The 17,986-nt window shown below is 38.7% G+C and carries 15 protein-coding genes; 7 read left to right on the top strand and 8 right to left on the bottom strand.

Going from position 1 to position 17,986, the window contains the following annotated elements; translation table 11 throughout:
• Positions 1-34: 34 nt before the first annotated feature.
• The gene (locus tag MMG00_RS07255; protein WP_242146893.1) at positions 35-475 is read left to right on the top strand and encodes a GatB/YqeY domain-containing protein; all 441 of its coding nucleotides are present in this window, start codon (positions 35-37) and stop codon (positions 473-475) included.
• Between the two features lie 19 nt (positions 476-494).
• The gene (gene dnaG / locus MMG00_RS07250) at positions 495-2,231 is read left to right on the top strand and encodes a DNA primase (protein WP_242146891.1); all 1,737 of its coding nucleotides are present in this window, start codon (positions 495-497) and stop codon (positions 2,229-2,231) included.
• A 385-nt stretch (positions 2,232-2,616) separates the two neighbouring features.
• Here dnaG and MMG00_RS07245 read toward each other — a convergent pair whose 3' ends face one another.
• The 4 genes from MMG00_RS07245 to MMG00_RS07230 all read right to left on the bottom strand — a co-directional run bounded on the left by MMG00_RS07245 (position 2,617) and on the right by MMG00_RS07230 (position 6,826).
• Positions 2,617-3,339, bottom strand: coding sequence for an ABC transporter permease (locus MMG00_RS07245; RefSeq protein WP_242146888.1), 723 nt, complete (start codon positions 3,337-3,339; stop codon positions 2,617-2,619).
• Positions 3,336-4,031, bottom strand: coding sequence for an ABC transporter permease (locus MMG00_RS07240; protein ID WP_270049273.1), 696 nt, complete (start codon positions 4,029-4,031; stop codon positions 3,336-3,338). The genes MMG00_RS07245 and MMG00_RS07240 overlap by 4 nt, the downstream gene beginning before the upstream one ends.
• Positions 4,032-4,034: 3 nt before the next feature.
• Positions 4,035-5,681, bottom strand: coding sequence for a glutamine--tRNA ligase/YqeY domain fusion protein (locus MMG00_RS07235; RefSeq protein WP_242146886.1), 1,647 nt, complete (start codon positions 5,679-5,681; stop codon positions 4,035-4,037).
• Between the two features lie 89 nt (positions 5,682-5,770).
• Complete coding sequence (locus tag MMG00_RS07230; RefSeq protein WP_242153377.1) at positions 5,771-6,826, bottom strand: metal ABC transporter substrate-binding protein; 1,056 nt, start codon at positions 6,824-6,826, stop codon at positions 5,771-5,773.
• On the opposite strand from MMG00_RS07230, the gene MMG00_RS07225 reads away from it, so the two are divergent.
• Together MMG00_RS07225 and MMG00_RS07220 are read left to right on the top strand one after the other, a co-directional pair.
• Positions 6,804-6,944 carry a hypothetical protein gene (locus tag MMG00_RS07225; protein ID WP_242153520.1) on the top strand — a complete coding sequence of 47 codons (141 nt, stop codon included), beginning with the start codon at positions 6,804-6,806 and terminating at the stop codon, positions 6,942-6,944. The two genes, MMG00_RS07230 and MMG00_RS07225, sit on opposite strands and share 23 nt — an antisense overlap.
• A 251-nt stretch (positions 6,945-7,195) precedes the next feature.
• Positions 7,196-8,011, top strand: coding sequence for a MetQ/NlpA family ABC transporter substrate-binding protein (locus tag MMG00_RS07220; RefSeq protein ID WP_242146883.1), 816 nt, complete (start codon positions 7,196-7,198; stop codon positions 8,009-8,011).
• A gap of 94 nt (positions 8,012-8,105) precedes the next feature.
• On the opposite strand, the gene tilS is transcribed toward MMG00_RS07220, so the two are convergent.
• The 4 genes from tilS to MMG00_RS07200 all read right to left on the bottom strand — a co-directional run bounded on the left by tilS (position 8,106) and on the right by MMG00_RS07200 (position 14,246).
• On the bottom strand, positions 8,106-9,443 hold the full coding sequence (gene tilS / locus MMG00_RS07215; RefSeq protein WP_242146881.1) for a tRNA lysidine(34) synthetase TilS: 1,338 nt from the start codon (positions 9,441-9,443) through the stop codon (positions 8,106-8,108).
• Between the two features lie 141 nt (positions 9,444-9,584).
• On the bottom strand, positions 9,585-11,369 hold the full coding sequence (locus MMG00_RS07210; RefSeq protein ID WP_242146878.1) for an autotransporter assembly complex protein TamA: 1,785 nt from the start codon (positions 11,367-11,369) through the stop codon (positions 9,585-9,587).
• A gap of 98 nt (positions 11,370-11,467) precedes the next feature.
• Positions 11,468-12,688: an aspartate kinase gene (locus tag MMG00_RS07205; protein ID WP_242146876.1), complete on the bottom strand. Its 1,221-nt coding sequence runs from the start codon at positions 12,686-12,688 to the stop codon at positions 11,468-11,470.
• A gap of 136 nt (positions 12,689-12,824) precedes the next feature.
• Positions 12,825-14,246 carry a sodium:proton antiporter gene (locus tag MMG00_RS07200; protein WP_432805918.1) on the bottom strand — a complete coding sequence of 474 codons (1,422 nt, stop codon included), beginning with the start codon at positions 14,244-14,246 and terminating at the stop codon, positions 12,825-12,827.
• Positions 14,247-14,633: 387 nt separating this feature from the next.
• On the opposite strand from MMG00_RS07200, the gene MMG00_RS07195 reads away from it, so the two are divergent.
• The 3 genes from MMG00_RS07195 (at position 14,634) to MMG00_RS07185 (ending at position 17,955) form a co-directional block, all read left to right on the top strand.
• On the top strand, positions 14,634-15,506 hold the full coding sequence (locus tag MMG00_RS07195) for an NAD(+)/NADH kinase (RefSeq protein ID WP_242146873.1): 873 nt from the start codon (positions 14,634-14,636) through the stop codon (positions 15,504-15,506).
• A 375-nt stretch (positions 15,507-15,881) separates the two neighbouring features.
• A complete protein-coding gene (locus tag MMG00_RS07190; RefSeq protein ID WP_242146870.1) occupies positions 15,882-16,919 on the top strand; it encodes an amidohydrolase family protein in 1,038 nt (345 codons plus the stop codon).
• Positions 16,920-17,214: 295 nt separating this feature from the next.
• Complete coding sequence (locus MMG00_RS07185; RefSeq protein ID WP_242146868.1) at positions 17,215-17,955, top strand: M15 family metallopeptidase; 741 nt, start codon at positions 17,215-17,217, stop codon at positions 17,953-17,955.
• Positions 17,956-17,986: the final 31 nt, after the last annotated feature.

Raw genomic sequence — 17,986 nt, 5'->3', positions numbered from 1 at the left:
CTTTAATTAGTCGTTAATGAGATAAAGGAAAAAGATGAAAGCAACAATTCAAAATGATGTAAAAGATGCAATGCGTGCTAAAGAGCGTGAGAAAGTCACAACTTTACGTGCAATCTTAGCTGAAGTGCAAGAAGCAGAATTACAGAAAAGAGGTGAGGCGCTTGTTGAAGCAGATTATCTGACGATTTTAAATCGTATGGTGAATCAGCGCCGTGAATCTATCGATCAATTTAAAAAAGCTGATCGTCATGATTTAGTGGAGAAAGAAGAAGAGCAATTAACATATATCATGCCATATCTTCCAGCGCAGCTTTCAGAAGCTGAGGTTATTGCGATTGTAGATGCTGCAATTGCAAGTCTAGAGGTAAAAGATATGAGTGGTATGGGCAAATTAATGGCGGCAATTCGCCCTGAGCTTTTAGGTAAAGCTGATATGTCAGCTGTGAGCGCAATTGTGAAGAGCCGTTTAGGTTAATAGAGGGTTGCACTGATTAATGAGTAAAGGTAAGGGGTTTATTCCGCGCGAATTTATCGATATGTTAATAGCAAGGGCGGATATTGTCAGTGTTATTAACCAACGTGTTCCGCTAAAGAGAGCAGGAAGTAACTATAAGGCTTGTTGTCCTTTTCATGATGAAAAAACACCTTCCTTTACGGTCAGTGAGCCAAAGCAGTTTTATTACTGTTTTGGCTGTAATGCAAGCGGTAGTGTGCTTGATTTTTTAATGAACTATGAGCGGCTTGAGTTTGTAGAGGCTATTGAGGCACTTGCGCAAATTGAAGGGTTAGAAGTTCCTTATGAAAGTCGCAGTAAGCAATCAGAAGCGGCTATTAAGCGTCAAAAGAATCTGCTTGAAGTGATGAGTATGGCAGAGGCTTTTTATCGTCAGCAATTGCGTATTTCTAGTGATAAAGAGCGTGCGGTTAATTATCTGCAAAAACGTGGTATTACCGGCGATGATGCTAAAAAGTTTGGAATTGGTTTTGCGCCAGAAGGCTGGAACGGGCTCTTAACGGAGCTGACAAAACATGATATTCCTGAAAATGAGCTATTAGAAGCAGGTTTACTGAGTGAGTCTGATAATCATCGGCGTTATGATCGATTTCGGGATCGTATTATGTTCCCAATTCGTAACCGTAAAGGTGATACGATTGGCTTTGGTGGGCGCATATTAGATCAAGGTGAGCCTAAATACTTAAACTCCCCAGAAACACCAATCTTTAAAAAAGGCGAGGAAGTTTATGGTCTTTATGAGCTTCGTAAATATTGCCGAGATTACAATGAAATTATTGTTGTAGAAGGCTATATGGATGTTGTAATGCTCTCGCATTATGGGATTGGAAATAGCGTTGCAACATTAGGGACGGCTATTGGTCATCGTCAAATTGAGTTACTACTTCGTTATACTTCACGGATTGTTTTCTGTTTTGATGGTGATAGGGCGGGTAGAGGCGCGGCGCATAAAGCGATGGATGAGTCTTTTTCTGTATTAACTGCAGGGAAAGAGGTCTCATTCTTATTTCTCCCAGAGGGAGAAGATCCTGATAGTTATGTTCAGGCGCATGGTAAAGAGGCTTTTCAAAATTTAGTTAAAAATGCTGCACCACTTTCACAATTCTTATTTGAAGCCGCTGAAAGTGACGTGAATATGAATTCTTTTGAAGGGCGTTCACAGTTTTTAGAAATTGCTGGTGAGAAAATTAATAGTATGCGAGATATTCCGCTACGTGATTTTCTGCGAGCAGAGCTTGGTCGTCGTGCAAATTTAGCAGAAAGTTTATTAAATCGTTATGTAAAAGAGGGGCGTAGCACGACTTCTCGCCGGAAAGTCAATTTTAGTAGTGGTCAATCACTGGTTGAACGCATTTTAATTTTATTATTAAGTAAGCCAGCTTTAGCAAGGGATCTGCAGGGACTTCATTTTTTATTAGAGAGCGAAGATCGTCAGCAAAATTTGCTTTATGAGGTGATTGCAGCTATTAAAGATTACCAAAATCTTGCAACGGCAGCGCAGTTAATACGTCATTTTGAGGAAGAACCCTGGGGGCAATGGCTTAGAAATCTTGCAATGCAAGAGTTAATCATTGATGAAGAGCTCCAAGAAGGGGAGCTAAAAGATTTGATGCAGCAACTTGCGAAAGGGGAATCTCCTTTAAAGAAAGTGCTGGCAAAACTACAAAATAATGAGCCATTAACGGAAGATGAGTTGATGTTGCTCCGTCATTCTTAGATTCGGATATTGAAAACTGACTATTGCAGATCAAAATAGGGGGTATTTATAGGATGTGTCCTTATTGAGATTTCAAACCCAATATGTTTTTCAAACCAAATATGTTTATAACTCTTTATTTTTTTTGAGAGTTTTTCATTAAGACTTTGCTTTTAGTGAGTTAAATATAGCTATTACGCATTAAATTCCGATACGAATCAAAAAAGCTTAAAACTGCTGGCACGTAATTTTCAAAAACATGCAAGCTAATTTGATACATAATTTGTACCCTTAATACGGTTAAAAATAGTGTTTCTTAAATCGAATCAACTATAAAATGTCTAACAAAGAAAAAGCATCAGTTCAAACTGATGCTTTTTTAATAGTTTAATTTTTTTAATTGCGCTTAATAGGTGGGCTGTAAATGTGATAACCAGCGTCTTTCGCAGTAACGAAATATTGCAACTAAGCAGAAAGTTAAGACAAGATAGACAAGTGCTGCAATTAAGAAAGGAATAAATGGTGAGTAGGTAATACTATAGACTTTTCTTGCCCAACCTAGAATATCAACAAGCGTTAGGACGGATGCTTGCGCTGTTCCATGAAGCATAAAAATAACTTCATTACTGTAAGCTGGCAGTGCGCGTCTAAATCCTGATGGAAAAATAACGCGTCTAAAGAGCGTAAATTTACTCATTCCAAATGCAATTCCTGCCTCAATTTCACCTTTAGGAGTATGCTTTAGTGCCCCTTTGAATATCTCAATGGTATAAGCGCAGGTATTTAGCGTAAATGCGATTAAAACACACTTATAAGCATCTGTAAGGATGTTATCCCAAAGCCAGCCACTATTTCTAATGGCTTCAAATTGCCCTAATCCAAAGTAGATAAGGTAAATCTGAACTAGTAGCGGTGTCCCTCTAAAGAAATAGCTAAATGCATCAATCGGAAGGCGAATAATCGCTTTTTTGGAAAGCGCAAAAATAGATAGAGGGATAGCAAGAACGAGTCCAGCAATAGAAGCAATTGCCGTAAGTTTAATGGTTAACCAAACGGCTGGTAAAAAATCATCTGGTAAATAATCACTTGGAAATAGATCTAATAAGGTGTAATAAAATGATTCAATCATAATGACACCTCATCTTTATAGCCCGTACTATAGTGGTGCTCTAGATATTTGATGATTAAGATAGAAACGCTTGTTAAAAGTAGAAAGCCAAGCGCTGTTACTAGATAAAAATCAAAGGAGAGCCTTGTGGCTTTACCGGCATTATTAGCGATAAATACAAGATCATGGAGCCCAATAAGAGAGACTAAAGCTGTTGTTTTGAGCATGACTAACCAGTTATTGCTAAGGCCAGGTAAGGCAAAGCGCATCGCTTGCGGGAAGATAATTCGGCGATAAAAGTATGCCTTTGACATGCCAAGCGCGATACAAGACTCAAATTGTCCTTTAGGAACTGCCATTAATGCACCACGAAAGGTCTCTGAAATAAAAGCGCCAAAGATTAGCCCAATCGTAATAATTCCAGAAATAAAGGGATTTAATAAAATGGTGCCAAGCCCAATAGATTCTGTAATGGTGTTTAGGAGTTCTTGTAAGCCAAAAAAGAGCAGGAAGATTAAAACGATATCAGGGATTCCACGAATAATCGTGGTGTAGATTTTAGAAACAAAGCGTAATGAGCGATGTTTGCTAAATGATAAGAGCGCTGATCCAAATCCTAATCCTGCGGCAATAAAGAAGGATAGAACACCTAAGGTAATAGTAATGAAAAACCCCTCAAGGAGTGAGGGGCCATATTGAATTATCTCACTCAAACTCTATTCTCCGAAGCTATCTTTTAGCTCAACAACTCGGTTGAATACCAGTTTGTCAGATTTAGAGTCACGGGCATAGTAACCAATTCGCTCAAATTGATAGGCTTCTTCGATAGGCGCATCTAAAAGAGCAGGTTCGCCTTTACCTACAGTGATGTGAAGAGAATCTTTATTGAGATAATCAGTCAGTTCACCCGGCATTCCTTGCGGATTTTTTTCCGTGAAAAGAACGTCATAGTTATGTACGGTAATATCCACGGCATCTTTTGCAGATACCCATTGAATAACGCCACGTGCTTTAACGCCTTCAACATTTTTACCAAGGGATCCTGGGACAATCTCAGCAATGACTTCAATAATATCGCCATTTTCATCTTTTACAACATCTGTGGCTTTAATGATATAAGCCCCACGTAGACGAACATAGTTATCGAGTACTAAACGTTTATATTTTTTATTCGCTTCTTCTTGGAAATCAGCTTTATCAATATAGAGTGTATTGCTAAAATTTATTTCACGAGTGCCGCGCGTCTCATCTTGTGGATGATTTGCAATGGTGAGCATTTCATCATGATTAAGATTTGTTAAAGTCACTTTTAGTGGCTCTAAGACAGCCATGCGGCGATCTGCTTTTTCGTTAAGCACATCACGCATCGATTGGCTAAGTTGTTGGAGCTCAATCATATTTTCTGATTTTGTCACCCCAATTCTTTCACAGAAAAGGCGTAATGCTTCAGGAGGACATCCTCGGCGACGAAGACCAGAAATGGTTGGCATACGTGGGTCATTCCAGCCATCGACAAAACCTGATGAAACAAGTTGCGTTAAAAGGCGTTTGGACATCACGTTATATTCAATATTAAGGCGTGAAAACTCATATTGATGTGGAGCGTGCGGCATTTCTGCATTTTCAACACACCAATCATAAAGCGGGCGATGGTCTTCAAACTCAAGAGTACAGATTGAGTGAGTGATCCCTTCAATGGCATCACTTAAAGCATGAGCAAAGTCATACATCGGATAGATGCACCAAGCATCCCCTGTTTGGTGGTGAGATTCATGACGAATACGATAGAGCGCTGGATCACGCATATTCATATTAGGTGAACTCATATCGATTTTTGCACGAAGAACTTTTTCACCATCTTTAAATTCGCCGGCACGCATGCGAGTAAAAAGGTCAAGATTCTCTTCAACAGTACGATTGCGATAAGGAGATTCAACGCCTGGCGCTGTTAATGTCCCACGCATTTCACGGATCTCTTCAGCGCTACTATCATCAACGTAGGCAATGCCTTTTTTGATAAAGTGAATAGCAGCTTCATAGAATTTTTCAAAATAATCTGAAGCATAGAATAGGTCATCCCATTTAAAGCCTAACCATTCAACGTCAGCCTTAATCGCTTCAACATATTCGATCTCTTCTTTTGTGGGATTGGTATCGTCAAAGCGAAGATTACAGCGACCGCCGTAATCTTTTGCAATACCAAAGTTAAGGCAGATAGATTTCGCATGCCCGATGTGAAGGTAACCATTCGGTTCCGGTGGAAAGCGCGTGTGAATATCAGAGGGACTCTGGTATTTTCCGCTCTCTAAATCTTTATCGATAATTTGACGAATAAAGTTGGTGCGAACAATATTTTCAGACATAATCCTAATTGCCTTTATTTGGTATATAAGAGTGAATTAAATAGTATGAATAGTAGCACGTTTTCGTGATTTTTTCGATTTTAAAACGCCTATTCCTTATCCGTACTCTCTAATACCTTGCTGATTTGATCAACATTGCTTTTGAACATTTCAAGGTAAGTATTTGCGGGGGGATTTTTTGTAAGCGCATCAGAATATAGTACTCCACCATTTTTTAACTTAAGGTCTTTAGCAAGTGTCGTAATAAAGCGTGATGGTGCAATATTTTCACTAAAAATTGCCGTAATATTCTCATCTTTTACCAGCTTGTAAAGCTCGGCCATTTTTTTGGCAGAAGGTTCAGCTAAAGGATTGATGTTAGAGATAGCGACAAAGTTAAGATGATAGCGATCAGCAAGGTAGCTAAAGCTATCGTGAAGTACCATGAGATGGGCTTTACTCTCTCCATTTAAGTGTGCTTTTGCATATTGATCGGCATCCATAAGCAAAGTTTTATAGTAATTAAAGTTCGCTGTGAAGTAAGGGGCATCTTCTGGCGATGCTAGGCTTAAACCATCGGTAATATTTTGCGTCATTGTGATGACGTTAAGTGGATTTTGCCAAATATGCGGGTCATACTCGCCGTGGTCGTGGTCGTGGTCGTGGTCGTGGTCGTGGTCGTGGTCGTGGTCGTGGTCGTGGTCGTGGTCGTGGTCGTGGTCGTGGTCGTGGTCGTGGTCGTGGTCGTGGTCGTGGTCGTGGTCGTGGTCGTGGTCGTGGTCGTGGTCGTGGTCGTGGTCGTGGTCGTGGTCGTGGTCGTGGTCGTGGTCGTGGTCGTGGTCGTGGTCGTGGCCGTGGTCGTGATCATGTCCATGGTTGTGATCACCATAAGCAAGTAATGTCACATGGCGGCTAGCATCAATGATAATCCCCTCATATTGATTGGCTGTTAAAATCCGGCTGAGCCAATTATCAAAATCAACCCCATTTAAAATAACGACATCAGCATTTTGAATTTTTAAGATATCTTTTGGTGTTGGCTCAAAGCTATGAGCATCTTGGTCTCTTTGAATAATTGATTCTACGGAGATTTTATCTTTGCCAATATTTTTCGCTAAATCTTCTAAAATAGAGAAGCTTGTAATGACCTTTAAAGGTTCAGCCAAACTAAAAGATGCAAAGAGCGCAAGCGAGCTTAATGCTGCAAGTAATAGACGTTTCATGAATTTCCTCGTGGGTGGTTTGATCTATGGATCGGTATTCGGAATGGGGCTCTTTAAATGAAGTATTAAAGGAGTATATCCCTATCTTAATATCATAGCGTACTTGTCAATAGTTACTGGGTAAATGGTTCTTTTCTTATTGATTTTTAATGTTATTTTGTTTTATTCGCCATTGATGAATTCTTTTTATAATGCGAGTTTGTATTTGTGCAATAGTTTGCGTTATACTCTTATTTATATTGTGTTTATTATATATATGTTTAGTATGTTTTTGTTGGGTTGCTTAATGAATCACTAAAATAAGAGGTAAGTATGAAGCGATGGGGATTGATGTTAGCGGTGATGATAACGGGGTTATCATTATTGGTGGGCTGCTCTAAAGAGCAAGATAGTAAGGTTATTACGATGGGGGTTTCACCTGGACCTTATGATGAGCTATTTGATGCCGCGATTGTGCCGATTTTAGAGAAAGAGGGATATACGATTAAGCATATCAATTTTTCTGCCTTGTTAGAGGCGAATATTGCGATGACAGAAAATTCGGTGGATGCTGTTGTTTCCCAGCACGCTGGATTTATGAAAGTATTTAATGAGCAGCGTGGAACAGATCTTGTTGCCATTCAAAAGATTCCAACAGTACCGGCGGGAATCTTTTCAAATAGGCATCAATCTTTAACAGATGTTGCCGAAAATATGACGATTTTAATCCCACAAGATGCCTCTAATGCAGCAAGAGCTTATGGATTATTAGCAAAGGTTGGTTGGATCTCGTTAAAACCTGGGATCAATCTAATGCAAGCTTCAAAAAATGATATTGCCGGTAATCCTTATCAGTTAAATATTAAAGAGGTGGATTCAAGTTTAATTCCTAGAATTTTAGATGATGCTGATTTTGCGGTAATTCCGGGGAGTATTGTCTGGTTAGGGAAACTTGATCCTAGTAATGTATTAGCGCAAGAATCATTGTTAGATGATCTTTACTTGCAAGTCGTCATAAAAGGAAAAGACCAAGAGAGTGATTGGGCCAAAGCGATTATCAAAGCTTATAACTCTCCTGAATTTAAAGCGTATATGAAGGCGCATAATCAAAATAATTATTGGATTTTACCACCCGCATTATTAGAGTAGGTTTGTGTAGAGTGCGGCGTTAATAGGCATAAAAAAAGCGATCTTTGAAGGTCGCTTTTTTATTTTATGGCAAAATCGGTTTAAAATGACTCCATTAGATTGCCGGCACATCGGTTATGAAAAGTGCAAGAGAAGGAGTGACTCCTTCTTCTTTTATATAAGGCATTAGTAATTTAGAAAAGCCAAGATGATTAATCCAAAGAATCTCTTTAGTATCTAAATCTATTAAGAGCCAGCAGTTATCACGTTCCCACTGAGGTAAATTCTGCTCTTGTAAGAGTTTTCGTAATAATTGGCTTTTATCTCGATTAATAGGATGAAAGCGCTCGCCACCTTCTCGCTTTATAAGTGCTAAGTTTTTTTGGTCCCAGAAAGCTTGAGAGGGCGCATTAGTTGCTTTGGTAAATTGTAATGTTGGCGTGATTGAATCTTCCACTAAAGGGCGTAGATACAGATGATCTTGAAAATAGAAGATTCCAAAGTTTTCTAATTTAAAAAAGCTTTGATGAGTCGGCACTTGTTCTACAAAAACACGGAAAAATTCTGAGAGCTGTTTTTGGGTAAAAATAAGATTATGGGGACGAATCCAAGCTTGAAGAGCATTTTTCTGCCGTAAATATGAGAGCTTTTGTAATGCCGGAAGGTTAATTAATAGTGTAGAGTTTTTTGGGGAAAAAGGGTTTTGAGCGCCAATTTTAGTTAAATCTTCCGCGGCAATATCTTGCAGTAAATCATCAGCTTCTTGCATGAATTGTGTGACTTGATAAAACGCTGCTTCATATTTTGGAAATTCATCTTCCATTGTTTTAAAGAGGTTGTTACGGATAATATTGCGCTCCATATCATCCGCTTCATGGTTGGTATAATCTTCTAACCATGGTAGTGATAATTTTGTGGCAGTTTCGTAAAGTGATTTTTTAGAGATGGAGAGAAAAGGACGAAAAAGTTCAATTGTATGAGGACCAAATTCTACTTTATTAAAATCTCGCATTGCGCCAAGTCCCCGAACACCTGAGCTACGAAGTAAGCGTTGCATTAGTGTTTCAGCTTGATCTGAGCGATGATGTCCTACACAAAGTAGGGAGTTTTCTTGCATCGTCTCTCCAAACTTTAAGTAGCGAGCCTCTCTGCCGGCAGCTTCTAACCCTTTTGGATCATGATCTTTAAAATAGACTTCATAGTGAAAGTGAGTAAAGCCATAATATTCAGCTCTTTTTTTAGCAAAATTGGCCCAAAGATGAGAGTAATCACCATGCCAGTTGTGGTTGACATGAATGGTGTAGATCGGGGGGAGTTCATCTTTAAATATCGATAACCAATGTAATAAGGTATTAGAGTCAACTCCGGCGCTAAGCGCTAAGTAGAGCGCATTTTTGCGCTGTAGCTGTTCTTTATAACGATTAAAAATTTCAAAATACCAATTTGGCAACATCGATAAAACTCCAGAGTGATAATGTTATTAGATCTCTTTTGATAAAGATCATAATAGAAAAGCATTGTCTGAAGAGGGTCTGTATCAGGCAATGCTTTTCTGAATTTTTTGGGTAGTAAAGTTATTGTCTATTGTAGAGATTTATAACTCTAAGCCAATATTAAGATGTAAGCGGACGGTATCGCCAAAATCTTTGTCAAAGCCATGTGCAAGATCGAGTTTGACGGCGCCTATTTGAGAGTACCAGCGAATTCCTGCTCCTGCGCCATATTTTAAATCGATTTTACTATTATACGCATCTCCAGCATCAACAAAGGTCGCGATTGCAAAGCTTGGGGATATTTTGTGTTCGTATTCAATACTGGCAACAGCAAGCTTTTTTCCTCCATAGATTTCGCCGTTATAGCCTCTTTCACCAATGCCATCATATTTATAGCCACGCACCGTATTATCGCCGCCTGTATAGAAACGTAAGCTTGGTGGAAGTTTATTAAGATCTTCAGATTTAATGGTGGTATTGCCAATCATGCCTCTGATTAAGAGCCGATTATTCTCCCCAAGCGGAATAAAGGTATGAGCGCCGATACTTGCTTGTAGAAAGGAGATATCTGAACCAACAGAGCTCATCGCACCGCGAATTTTTCCTTCCACTTTAAAGCCAAATTGATTAAAGGGAATTGTTTTTGCAGATTTCCACTCCCCATAAAATGTCGGCACTAATAATTTACTATTTTGCTTACTGCCATAAACGTCTCTAAAGCGATCATATTGGTAGTGTAGGGAGTAGCCATATTTGTATTGATCTCGGGTTCTCTCTTTAGATGCCCCGACTAAATAGGTGGTGTAATCTTTTGTTGAGGTATTTTCAAAATCATAATTAAAGAAGATGTTGTACGCATCTTGGGTTGGATCTGAGCCTGGGATTTGATAATTGATGGTGGCATCGCGTTTTTTCTGACCAAAGAGGAAGCTTGTAGAAAGTTTGTGACCATAAGGATTAAAGTAATGCCAGTTAAGTCCTCCCATCACTTTAGGACCGATGTCAGAAGAGTATCCAACCCCAAATGTTAAAGTGCGCTGTTTTCTTGGGCGAAGATAGATATCAAGAGGAACTTCTTTCGTTTCCATATTTTTTTGAGGCATAATCACGACATCCTCAAAATAGTTTGTTTCATTAAATGTGGATTGAAGTTGAACTAGTTTTTCATCGCTATAATCATTATTGAGACGCATATTATGCAAAAAGCGATTGAGAAACTCATCAGAAAAATATTCTTGATGAAAAGTAGAAGTACCAAAACGATAGCGATCACCGAGAGTCATCTGTAAGTCGATATCAGCTTCATACTTATTGAGATTCACGACTAACTCATGATAAGGATAAAAAGCATCAAAATAACCCAGTTCTGAAGCCTTTTGTGAGAGCTTGCTTTTCGTTGATTCATATTGCGTATGATTCAGTGGTGCCCCGACTTTTAGCTTACTACTATTGATGATTTTAGTGAAAGCCTTGTACTCATCTGGAGCTTCTTTGGTATTTCTCTCTTTAACAGATTCAAGGTCCGTAACGCCAAGAATAATCTGGCCAATGGGGATTTGTGGACCGGGGTCGACTCTGTATGTTACAGAGATCGTTTCTTGGCCGAAGATGAGATCACCCTTGATCTTCGCGCGGTAAAAGCCATAGGGTTGAAGTGAGTTACTAATTTGCTTAACCCCTTCTTCATATAGCCATTGGATGCGTAGCTCAGGGGGCGCTGTTTTACCATTAAGTGCATAAATCTCTGCCGCATTTTGAGCATTTTCAAGTGCTTTTTTATGGGAGATTCCTTCAATTTTTACCTCCATCTTCTTCTCCGCAAAACTGAGATTTAAAAAGAAGAGCGTAATGAGAAGAAGTGGCGAGAGTAACTTTATCTTTTTCATAAAATAGCGCCGTTAAGTGAAAGTTAACGGCGAAATCCTTTTTTATAAATATTGACTTAAATGGTAATCGTAAACGTCAAAAAAAGATATAACGATGATTACTCATCAAGCTTAAATGCATCATGAAGTGTTCTAACCGCAAGTTCATGATATTTGCTGTCGATGATAACAGAAACTTTAATTTCTGAAGTTGAAATCATTTTGATATTAATCTTTTCATTTGCGAGTGCTTTAAACATAAGACTTGCAACACCAGCATGTGAGCGCATACCAAGGCCAACTAAGGAGACTTTTACAATATCTTTATCACCAAGAACTTTGCGAGCACCCATCTCTTTTGCCGTTGTTTCTGTAATTTCTAACGCGCGGTCAAAATCAGTTTCATTAGTTGTGAAGGTAAAATCAGTTGTCCCATCTTGTGAAATGTTTTGGACAATCATATCTACTTCAATATTGGCATCACTAATTTGTTCAAGAATATTAAAGGCAATACCAGGCTGATCGGGAACACCAAGCACGGTAATTTTTGCTTCATTTTTACTTGTTGCAACACCTGAGATAATGGCTGCTTCCATGTCAATATCCTTTTCTGTAGTAATAAGGGTTCCTTCGCCTTCTTCAATTAATGAAGAGAGAACACGAAGCGGTACTTTGTTCTTTGCGGCAAGCTCTACTGAGCGAATTTGTAATACTTTTGAACCTAAGCTTGAAAGTTCAAGCATCTCTTCAAAAGCAATTTTATCAAGTTTGCGAGCTTTAGGCTCAATTCTTGGGTCCGTTGTATAAACGCCATCGACATCTGTAAAGATTTGGCATTCTGCGGCTTTTAAACGAGCGGCAAGTGCAACGGCTGTTGTATCTGATCCACCTCTACCAAGCGTTGTGACAGATCCATCTTCTGTAACACCTTGGAATCCTGCGACGACAACAACATAACCATTGTTTAAATCAGCTTCCATTGCAGAGGTATCAATGTTTTTAATTCGGGCTTTGGTATGAACTTGGTCTGTTAAGATTCGAGCTTGGTCACCATTATATGATTTTGCTTTAATGCCCATTGCTTCGAGTGCAATACATAAAAGAGATATACTGACCTGCTCGCCAGTTGATACTAAAGCATCCATTTCTCTTGGGTTAGGGCGTTTGGTCAATCCATGTGCAAGCTGTATGAGGCGATCGGTTTCTCCTGACATTGCAGAGAGAACCACCACCATTTTATTTCCTTTTTCGTGATATTTTTGAATACGACGTGCCACATTCTGAATACGTTCAATATTTGCAACAGAACTACCGCCATATTTTTGTACTAACAGAGTCATTTAATTTATCCTGCCTTATGAATTATAAGTCCGATTATAATGATCACCATCGTAATGGGATCAGCTTATAAATATTACAAGAAAGCGCTAGAAAATCTAGCGCTTTCTTTTGTCCATAGGCTCTTCTTACAAAATCTTACAAGAAGATAATGTTTAGAAGAATATAGACGGGGATTAACACGATCATCGCAATGAACATATAGCCAAAGAATGAGGGCATTTTAATGCCTTCTTGTTCAGCCATTGCTTTCACCATGAAGTTCGGTGCGTTCCCGATATAAGTTAATGGACCTGTAAATACGGTACCCATCGAAATCGCTAGAAGGGTTGCCGGAATACCATTCATAAGGTAATCAGCAGCAGCAATGCCTTCAGGGGCTTGAGCGCCGGCCATTTTAAAGAATACTAGGTATGTTGGCGCATTATCTAAGAATGCAGAGAGTACAGTTGTGACCCAGAAGTAAACCACGTTAATAGGTTCACCTGCATCTGTGTGGGTAATTTCCACGATACTGCTAAATGCACCATTTCTTCCAGCTTCTAACATCGTAATAACTGGCACAATTGTTAAGAAAATACCGGCAAAGATTTTTGCCACTTCCACAATAGGATGCCAATTGAAGTTATTATCTGTGCGGATTTTTTTCGATGTGATCTTAAGGGAAACAAATGTTAAGAAGATAAAGAAGAGGTCTCGTAAGACGTTTTCAATATGAACTTCAACACCAAAGACATCCCAAGTAATTCCCGGAATCCAGATTCCTGACATAATAATGCCAAATAAAACGCCAAGAATAATAAGGAAGTTCTGTTTTCCAACGATGACGACAGTTGTTTTCTCATCTGATTTTGCGATATTTTCTTTCTTAAAATAGAAGCTATCAATCACATAAAAAATTGCTAACAAGATGATAGAGAAGATTAAAACTGGTAAGAACATATGTTGCAAAGTCCAGAAGAAATCAACGCCATTTAAGAAGCCAAGGAAAAGTGGTGGATCCCCTAAAGGTGTTAAACCGCCCCCAATATTCGCCACTAAGAAAATAAAGAAGATGGGAATATGCATACGATGTTTACGATTTTTATTTGCCGATAAGATCGGGCGAATAAGGAGCATCGCAGCACCAGTTGTTCCCATTACTGAAGCTAAAATCGTTCCAATTGCTAAGATAGAGACGTTAAATTTCGGGCTTGCAACTAAGTTACCTGAAATATGAATCCCACCTGATGCGGCAAAGAGAACTAATAAAAGTAAAATAAAGGGAATATATTCTTCGATTAAAGCATGCGCGAAGATATTGGTGGTGATACTTAGATCATAAGTAAAAAAGAGAGGGACAAAGAATAGTACCGTCCAAGCTGCTACAATTTTCCCATAATGATTTTCCCAAGTTGTCGGGGCAATAAGTGGAAAGATTGCAATCGATAGGATAATACCGATGAAAGGAATAGACCAAAGCAAAGAGAGGTCTTGACCATCAAATGAGAGCTCGCCTCCAGCAAAGGCAAGGCCTGGGACCATGCTTATGCTAAGTAGAAAAAAAAGGGCTTTACGCATTATACCTCCAATATTCATTTAGCGTAGTTTAAGGGAACTTCTACTCTGTGAAGAGAGAATGGCTTGTACGTTTCTGTCATTTTTTATCTAAATCAATTTTCTTCTCAATATAAACTGGAGATATCTTGATTGATTAGGTTAAAAACAATACGCTTCCTGGAGGCTCTCGCTAACTTTCTAAAAAGAGAGATAAACCCTACTCTATAATTAGGTAAGGGAAGAGGATTTCCTATTTTGTTAGAGAGTGAGTGAAATCTTAAAGGAAGATATTAGGCTAATGACAGTTTTTTTATAGATAGCATCATAAAATGGCAAATAAGAACTTTTAAGCTAAAAGTTACGTGCTATGCTATGAACCACTATAAACAAGTCACAATACCATAGAAAATGAAAAAATTTCAAAAAATCGCGTTAATTCTCAGTAATAAGGAATCGAAAGAGGTTCAAGAAGCTGTCTTGCGTACCAAAGATATTATGGATGAGCGCGGTGTCTCCTATTTTGAAGTCGATAATTTAGAATATCGCTTAGCGTTAACTTATCCTGAAACAATTATGAAGGAGATTGCTTCATCTGATTTAATTATCGCTTTTGGGGGAGATGGAACTTTTTTAGGGATTGCTCGTAAAGTTCATCAACTTAATATTCCGGTGCTTGGTGTTAATTTAGGAAGATTAGGATTTTTAACAGATATTGATCAAAGAGCGCTCCATACACGATTATCAGAAATTTTAGATGGTCAATTAAAACTGGAAGAGCGTTTTTTATTAAAAGCAAAAATTGATAATGAGTTTCGCTCATTTGCAATGAACGATGTGGTGATTCATAAAACAGAGCTTTCACGTCTGATTGAGATAGATGTTTATGTCAATGACCATTATCTTTCAACCTATCGTGCTGATGGACTTATTCTTGCAACCCCAACGGGTTCAACGGCTTATTCACTCTCCACGGGGGGGCCGATTATGTATCCGTCATTACCTGCGATAGTGATCTCTCCTATTTGTCCTCATACTTTTAGCCATCGCCCTTTAGTGATTCCTGCTAATTGTAAGGTTGAAGTGGTGACAAGTGATCGTGAGAAAACACCGGTGAATGTTACCTGTGATGGACAAGAGTTATTTACGTTAGCTAATGAAGAGCGATTAACGATTGAGCCTTCTGAGCATTTATTAACCTTAGTTCACTCAGAAGATTATCACTATTTCTCTATTTTAAGAGAGAAATTAAATTGGGGTAATCAGCCTAATACACGTCGTTAAAATAAGATAAAAGTATCCGGTTATCTGGCTTTATCTCTTTTAAAAAGGCTGAGCTTTATTGTGATAAAAAACGATAAAATTAAGAAATTTCAAGAAAAGATTGCAAATTTTTTTTTAGCGCCTAGAATGTACTCGTTTGTTTGGAATCTGATAAAAGGAAATAGACGATGACCCAGCATCATGGCACATCACGAATGAAAAAAAACGTCACTATGCAACGACGTTTCGCTATTTCTTTTGATTCTATTACTATTAAAAAATTTACGAAAAGAGACCTCCATTTGTAATGGAGGTTTTTTTTTGCCTATTTTTTTTTGCGTAAAAAAAGCAATCAACCTTGCCGCTGTTTAATAAATTTAAAAAAAAGGAAAAACTATGAGCACATTAATCGCTAAAGAACATCGTATTTACACGGACACTAGAAGTTTAAAAGCTTATTTATTAAATAATATTAAAAAAAATGGTGGTTGGGTCAATGCGCATATGCATGGTGACCGTGCTTTTACTATTGACTATGCGGGCTTTGAGGTTTATCAAACACAAACATTAATTGAAAAATGGGACACGCTTGATCGTATTAAAGCAAATATGACAGAGGAAGATTATTATCGCCATTTCTCTATGGGGATTGAGCGTATGATCGAGCAAGGTGTTACCGCTGTGGGTAGCTTTATTGACGTTGACCCAATTGCTGAAGAGCGTGCAATTAATGCAGCACTTCGTGCGCGTCTTAATTACGAGAAAGATATTACCATTAAACTTGTGAATCAAACCTTAAAAGGGGTGATCGATAAAGAAGCGCGTTACTGGTTTGATAAAGGTGCTGATAAGGTTGATATTATCGGCGGTCTTCCTCGCCGTGATTTACGTGATCATGGAGAAGGAATGGATGCCGTTCATATGGATGTCTTATTACAAACGGCTAAATCGCAAGGAAAAATGGTTCATGTTCACGTTGACCAATTTAACTCTAAAGAAGAGAAAGAGACAGAGTTAGTTGCTGATAAAACAATCGAGCATGGTATGGAAGGAAGAGTTGTGGCGATCCATAGTATCTCTATTACGGCGCATGATGAAGCCTATCGTCAAATGCTTTATGAGAAAATGCTCAAAGCACAAATGATGGTGATTGCTTGTCCATTTGCATGGATTGATAGCCCTCGTCGTGAAGAGCAAGGGCCAACACGTAATGCGATCACACCTGCCGATGAACTTGCAAAAGCAGGAGTTCCTGTCGCTGTAGGAACGGATAATATCGCAGATTACATGCTCCCATTTAGTGATGGGGATATGTGGGAGGAGTTAAAACTTCTTATTACAGGTTGCCGCTATACAAACCTTGAAGAAGCCATTAATATCGCCACAAAAAATGGTCGTATGGTATTAGGTTTAGAGCCTTATGCTCGTGTTTAAGCCTTGTAAAGACACACACTAAAGGCATTGAGGGTAAGGTAGGAGCATTACATCCCTATGTAATATTGACTCCATTCAGCAGTATATAATGATGATAAAGTAAATGAAAAGCCTCTAAACATGAAGTTTAGGGGCTTTTTTGTAGGTGAGTGCTTAGTAAAAGTGGAGAGCGGTTCGCGCATGAAAAGAGTTTGTCATGTAAGCATTGCTAGTTTTTGTAAATCGTTTTAAACTTTAGTCACAAATCACCACAATGTTGGGGATCATTAATAATAAAAAATCACAGGGGAAGCGTATGAGTGCGCAGGAGTGGCTTCAAAAGCCAGTCAAAAATAGCGATTTGATGTGGGAAAAAGTACGGGAAGTTTTAATTGATACAAAGAATGTATTAAGCCATGAAGCTTTAGTGGAGATTAAGCCAAGTGCTCGTTTAAGTGTTTATTCTGCTTATTATCATGACCATATTGCAGGGGCACTATTGCCTGTTTATACCCGAGAATCCATCTTAGAAAAACTCTATCAACTATTGGAAAAGTTACCTGAAAACCTCGGGATTTTAGTCTTAGATGCTTGGAGACCCATCGCGGTTCAAGCAGCATTACGACACGATTTTAGAGACAACTTAGTCGTTGAATATCCCAATTTTAATGATGCGCAGATTGATGAGATTCTAAATCAGTTTGTGGCAAAACCAAGCCAAGATCCAATGGCGCCTAGCCCACATTTAACGGGGGGATCTATCGATTTAACGCTATTTGATGTGGCGTCTAATCAAGAACTAGATATGGGAACAAGTTTTGATGCGATGGATGAAGCTTCTTGGAGTCATTACTTTGAAGAGAGTGATGATTTAGAGACAAGACAGATTCGTGATAATCGCCGCCTTCTCATTCATGGGATGAGGTCTGTTGGTTTTAGTAATCTGCCTTCTGAATGGTGGCATTTTGATTTTGGCAATCAGCTTTGGGGGTATTACACCGAAAATAAGGCATTTTATGGTATTACGGATATTAAGGATGTAAAAAAGTCATCGTGAACCTTAATCATTGAGACAGTTCAGGATGAAT

The sequence above is a fragment of the Ignatzschineria rhizosphaerae genome (genome assembly GCF_022655595.1).
GTDB classification, from domain to species: Bacteria; Pseudomonadota; Gammaproteobacteria; order Cardiobacteriales; family Wohlfahrtiimonadaceae; genus Ignatzschineria; species Ignatzschineria rhizosphaerae.
This window is presented reverse-complemented; position numbering and strand designations above follow the sequence as displayed.

Bases quoted from the DNA above. Each gene is read 5' to 3' on its own strand.
- MMG00_RS07255 (WP_242146893.1), top strand. From the start codon at position 35: ATGAAAGCAACAATTCAAAATGATGTAAAAGATGCAATGCGTGCTAAA.
- MMG00_RS07185 (WP_242146868.1), top strand. From the start codon at position 17,215: ATGAGTGCGCAGGAGTGGCTTCAAAAGCCAGTCAAAAATAGCGATTTG.
- tilS (WP_242146881.1), bottom strand. From the start codon at position 9,443: ATGTTGCCAAATTGGTATTTTGAAATTTTTAATCGTTATAAAGAACAG.
- MMG00_RS07190 (WP_242146870.1), top strand. From the start codon at position 15,882: ATGAGCACATTAATCGCTAAAGAACATCGTATTTACACGGACACTAGA.
- MMG00_RS07225 (WP_242153520.1), top strand. From the start codon at position 6,804: ATGACCTTTAAAGGTTCAGCCAAACTAAAAGATGCAAAGAGCGCAAGC.
- MMG00_RS07245 (WP_242146888.1), bottom strand. From the start codon at position 3,339: ATGATTGAATCATTTTATTACACCTTATTAGATCTATTTCCAAGTGAT.
- MMG00_RS07195 (WP_242146873.1), top strand. From the start codon at position 14,634: ATGAAAAAATTTCAAAAAATCGCGTTAATTCTCAGTAATAAGGAATCG.
- MMG00_RS07205 (WP_242146876.1), bottom strand. From the start codon at position 12,688: ATGACTCTGTTAGTACAAAAATATGGCGGTAGTTCTGTTGCAAATATT.
- MMG00_RS07200 (WP_432805918.1), bottom strand. From the start codon at position 14,246: ATGCGTAAAGCCCTTTTTTTTCTACTTAGCATAAGCATGGTCCCAGGC.
- MMG00_RS07220 (WP_242146883.1), top strand. From the start codon at position 7,196: ATGAAGCGATGGGGATTGATGTTAGCGGTGATGATAACGGGGTTATCA.
- MMG00_RS07235 (WP_242146886.1), bottom strand. From the start codon at position 5,681: ATGTCTGAAAATATTGTTCGCACCAACTTTATTCGTCAAATTATCGAT.
- dnaG (WP_242146891.1), top strand. From the start codon at position 495: ATGAGTAAAGGTAAGGGGTTTATTCCGCGCGAATTTATCGATATGTTA.
- MMG00_RS07210 (WP_242146878.1), bottom strand. From the start codon at position 11,369: ATGAAAAAGATAAAGTTACTCTCGCCACTTCTTCTCATTACGCTCTTC.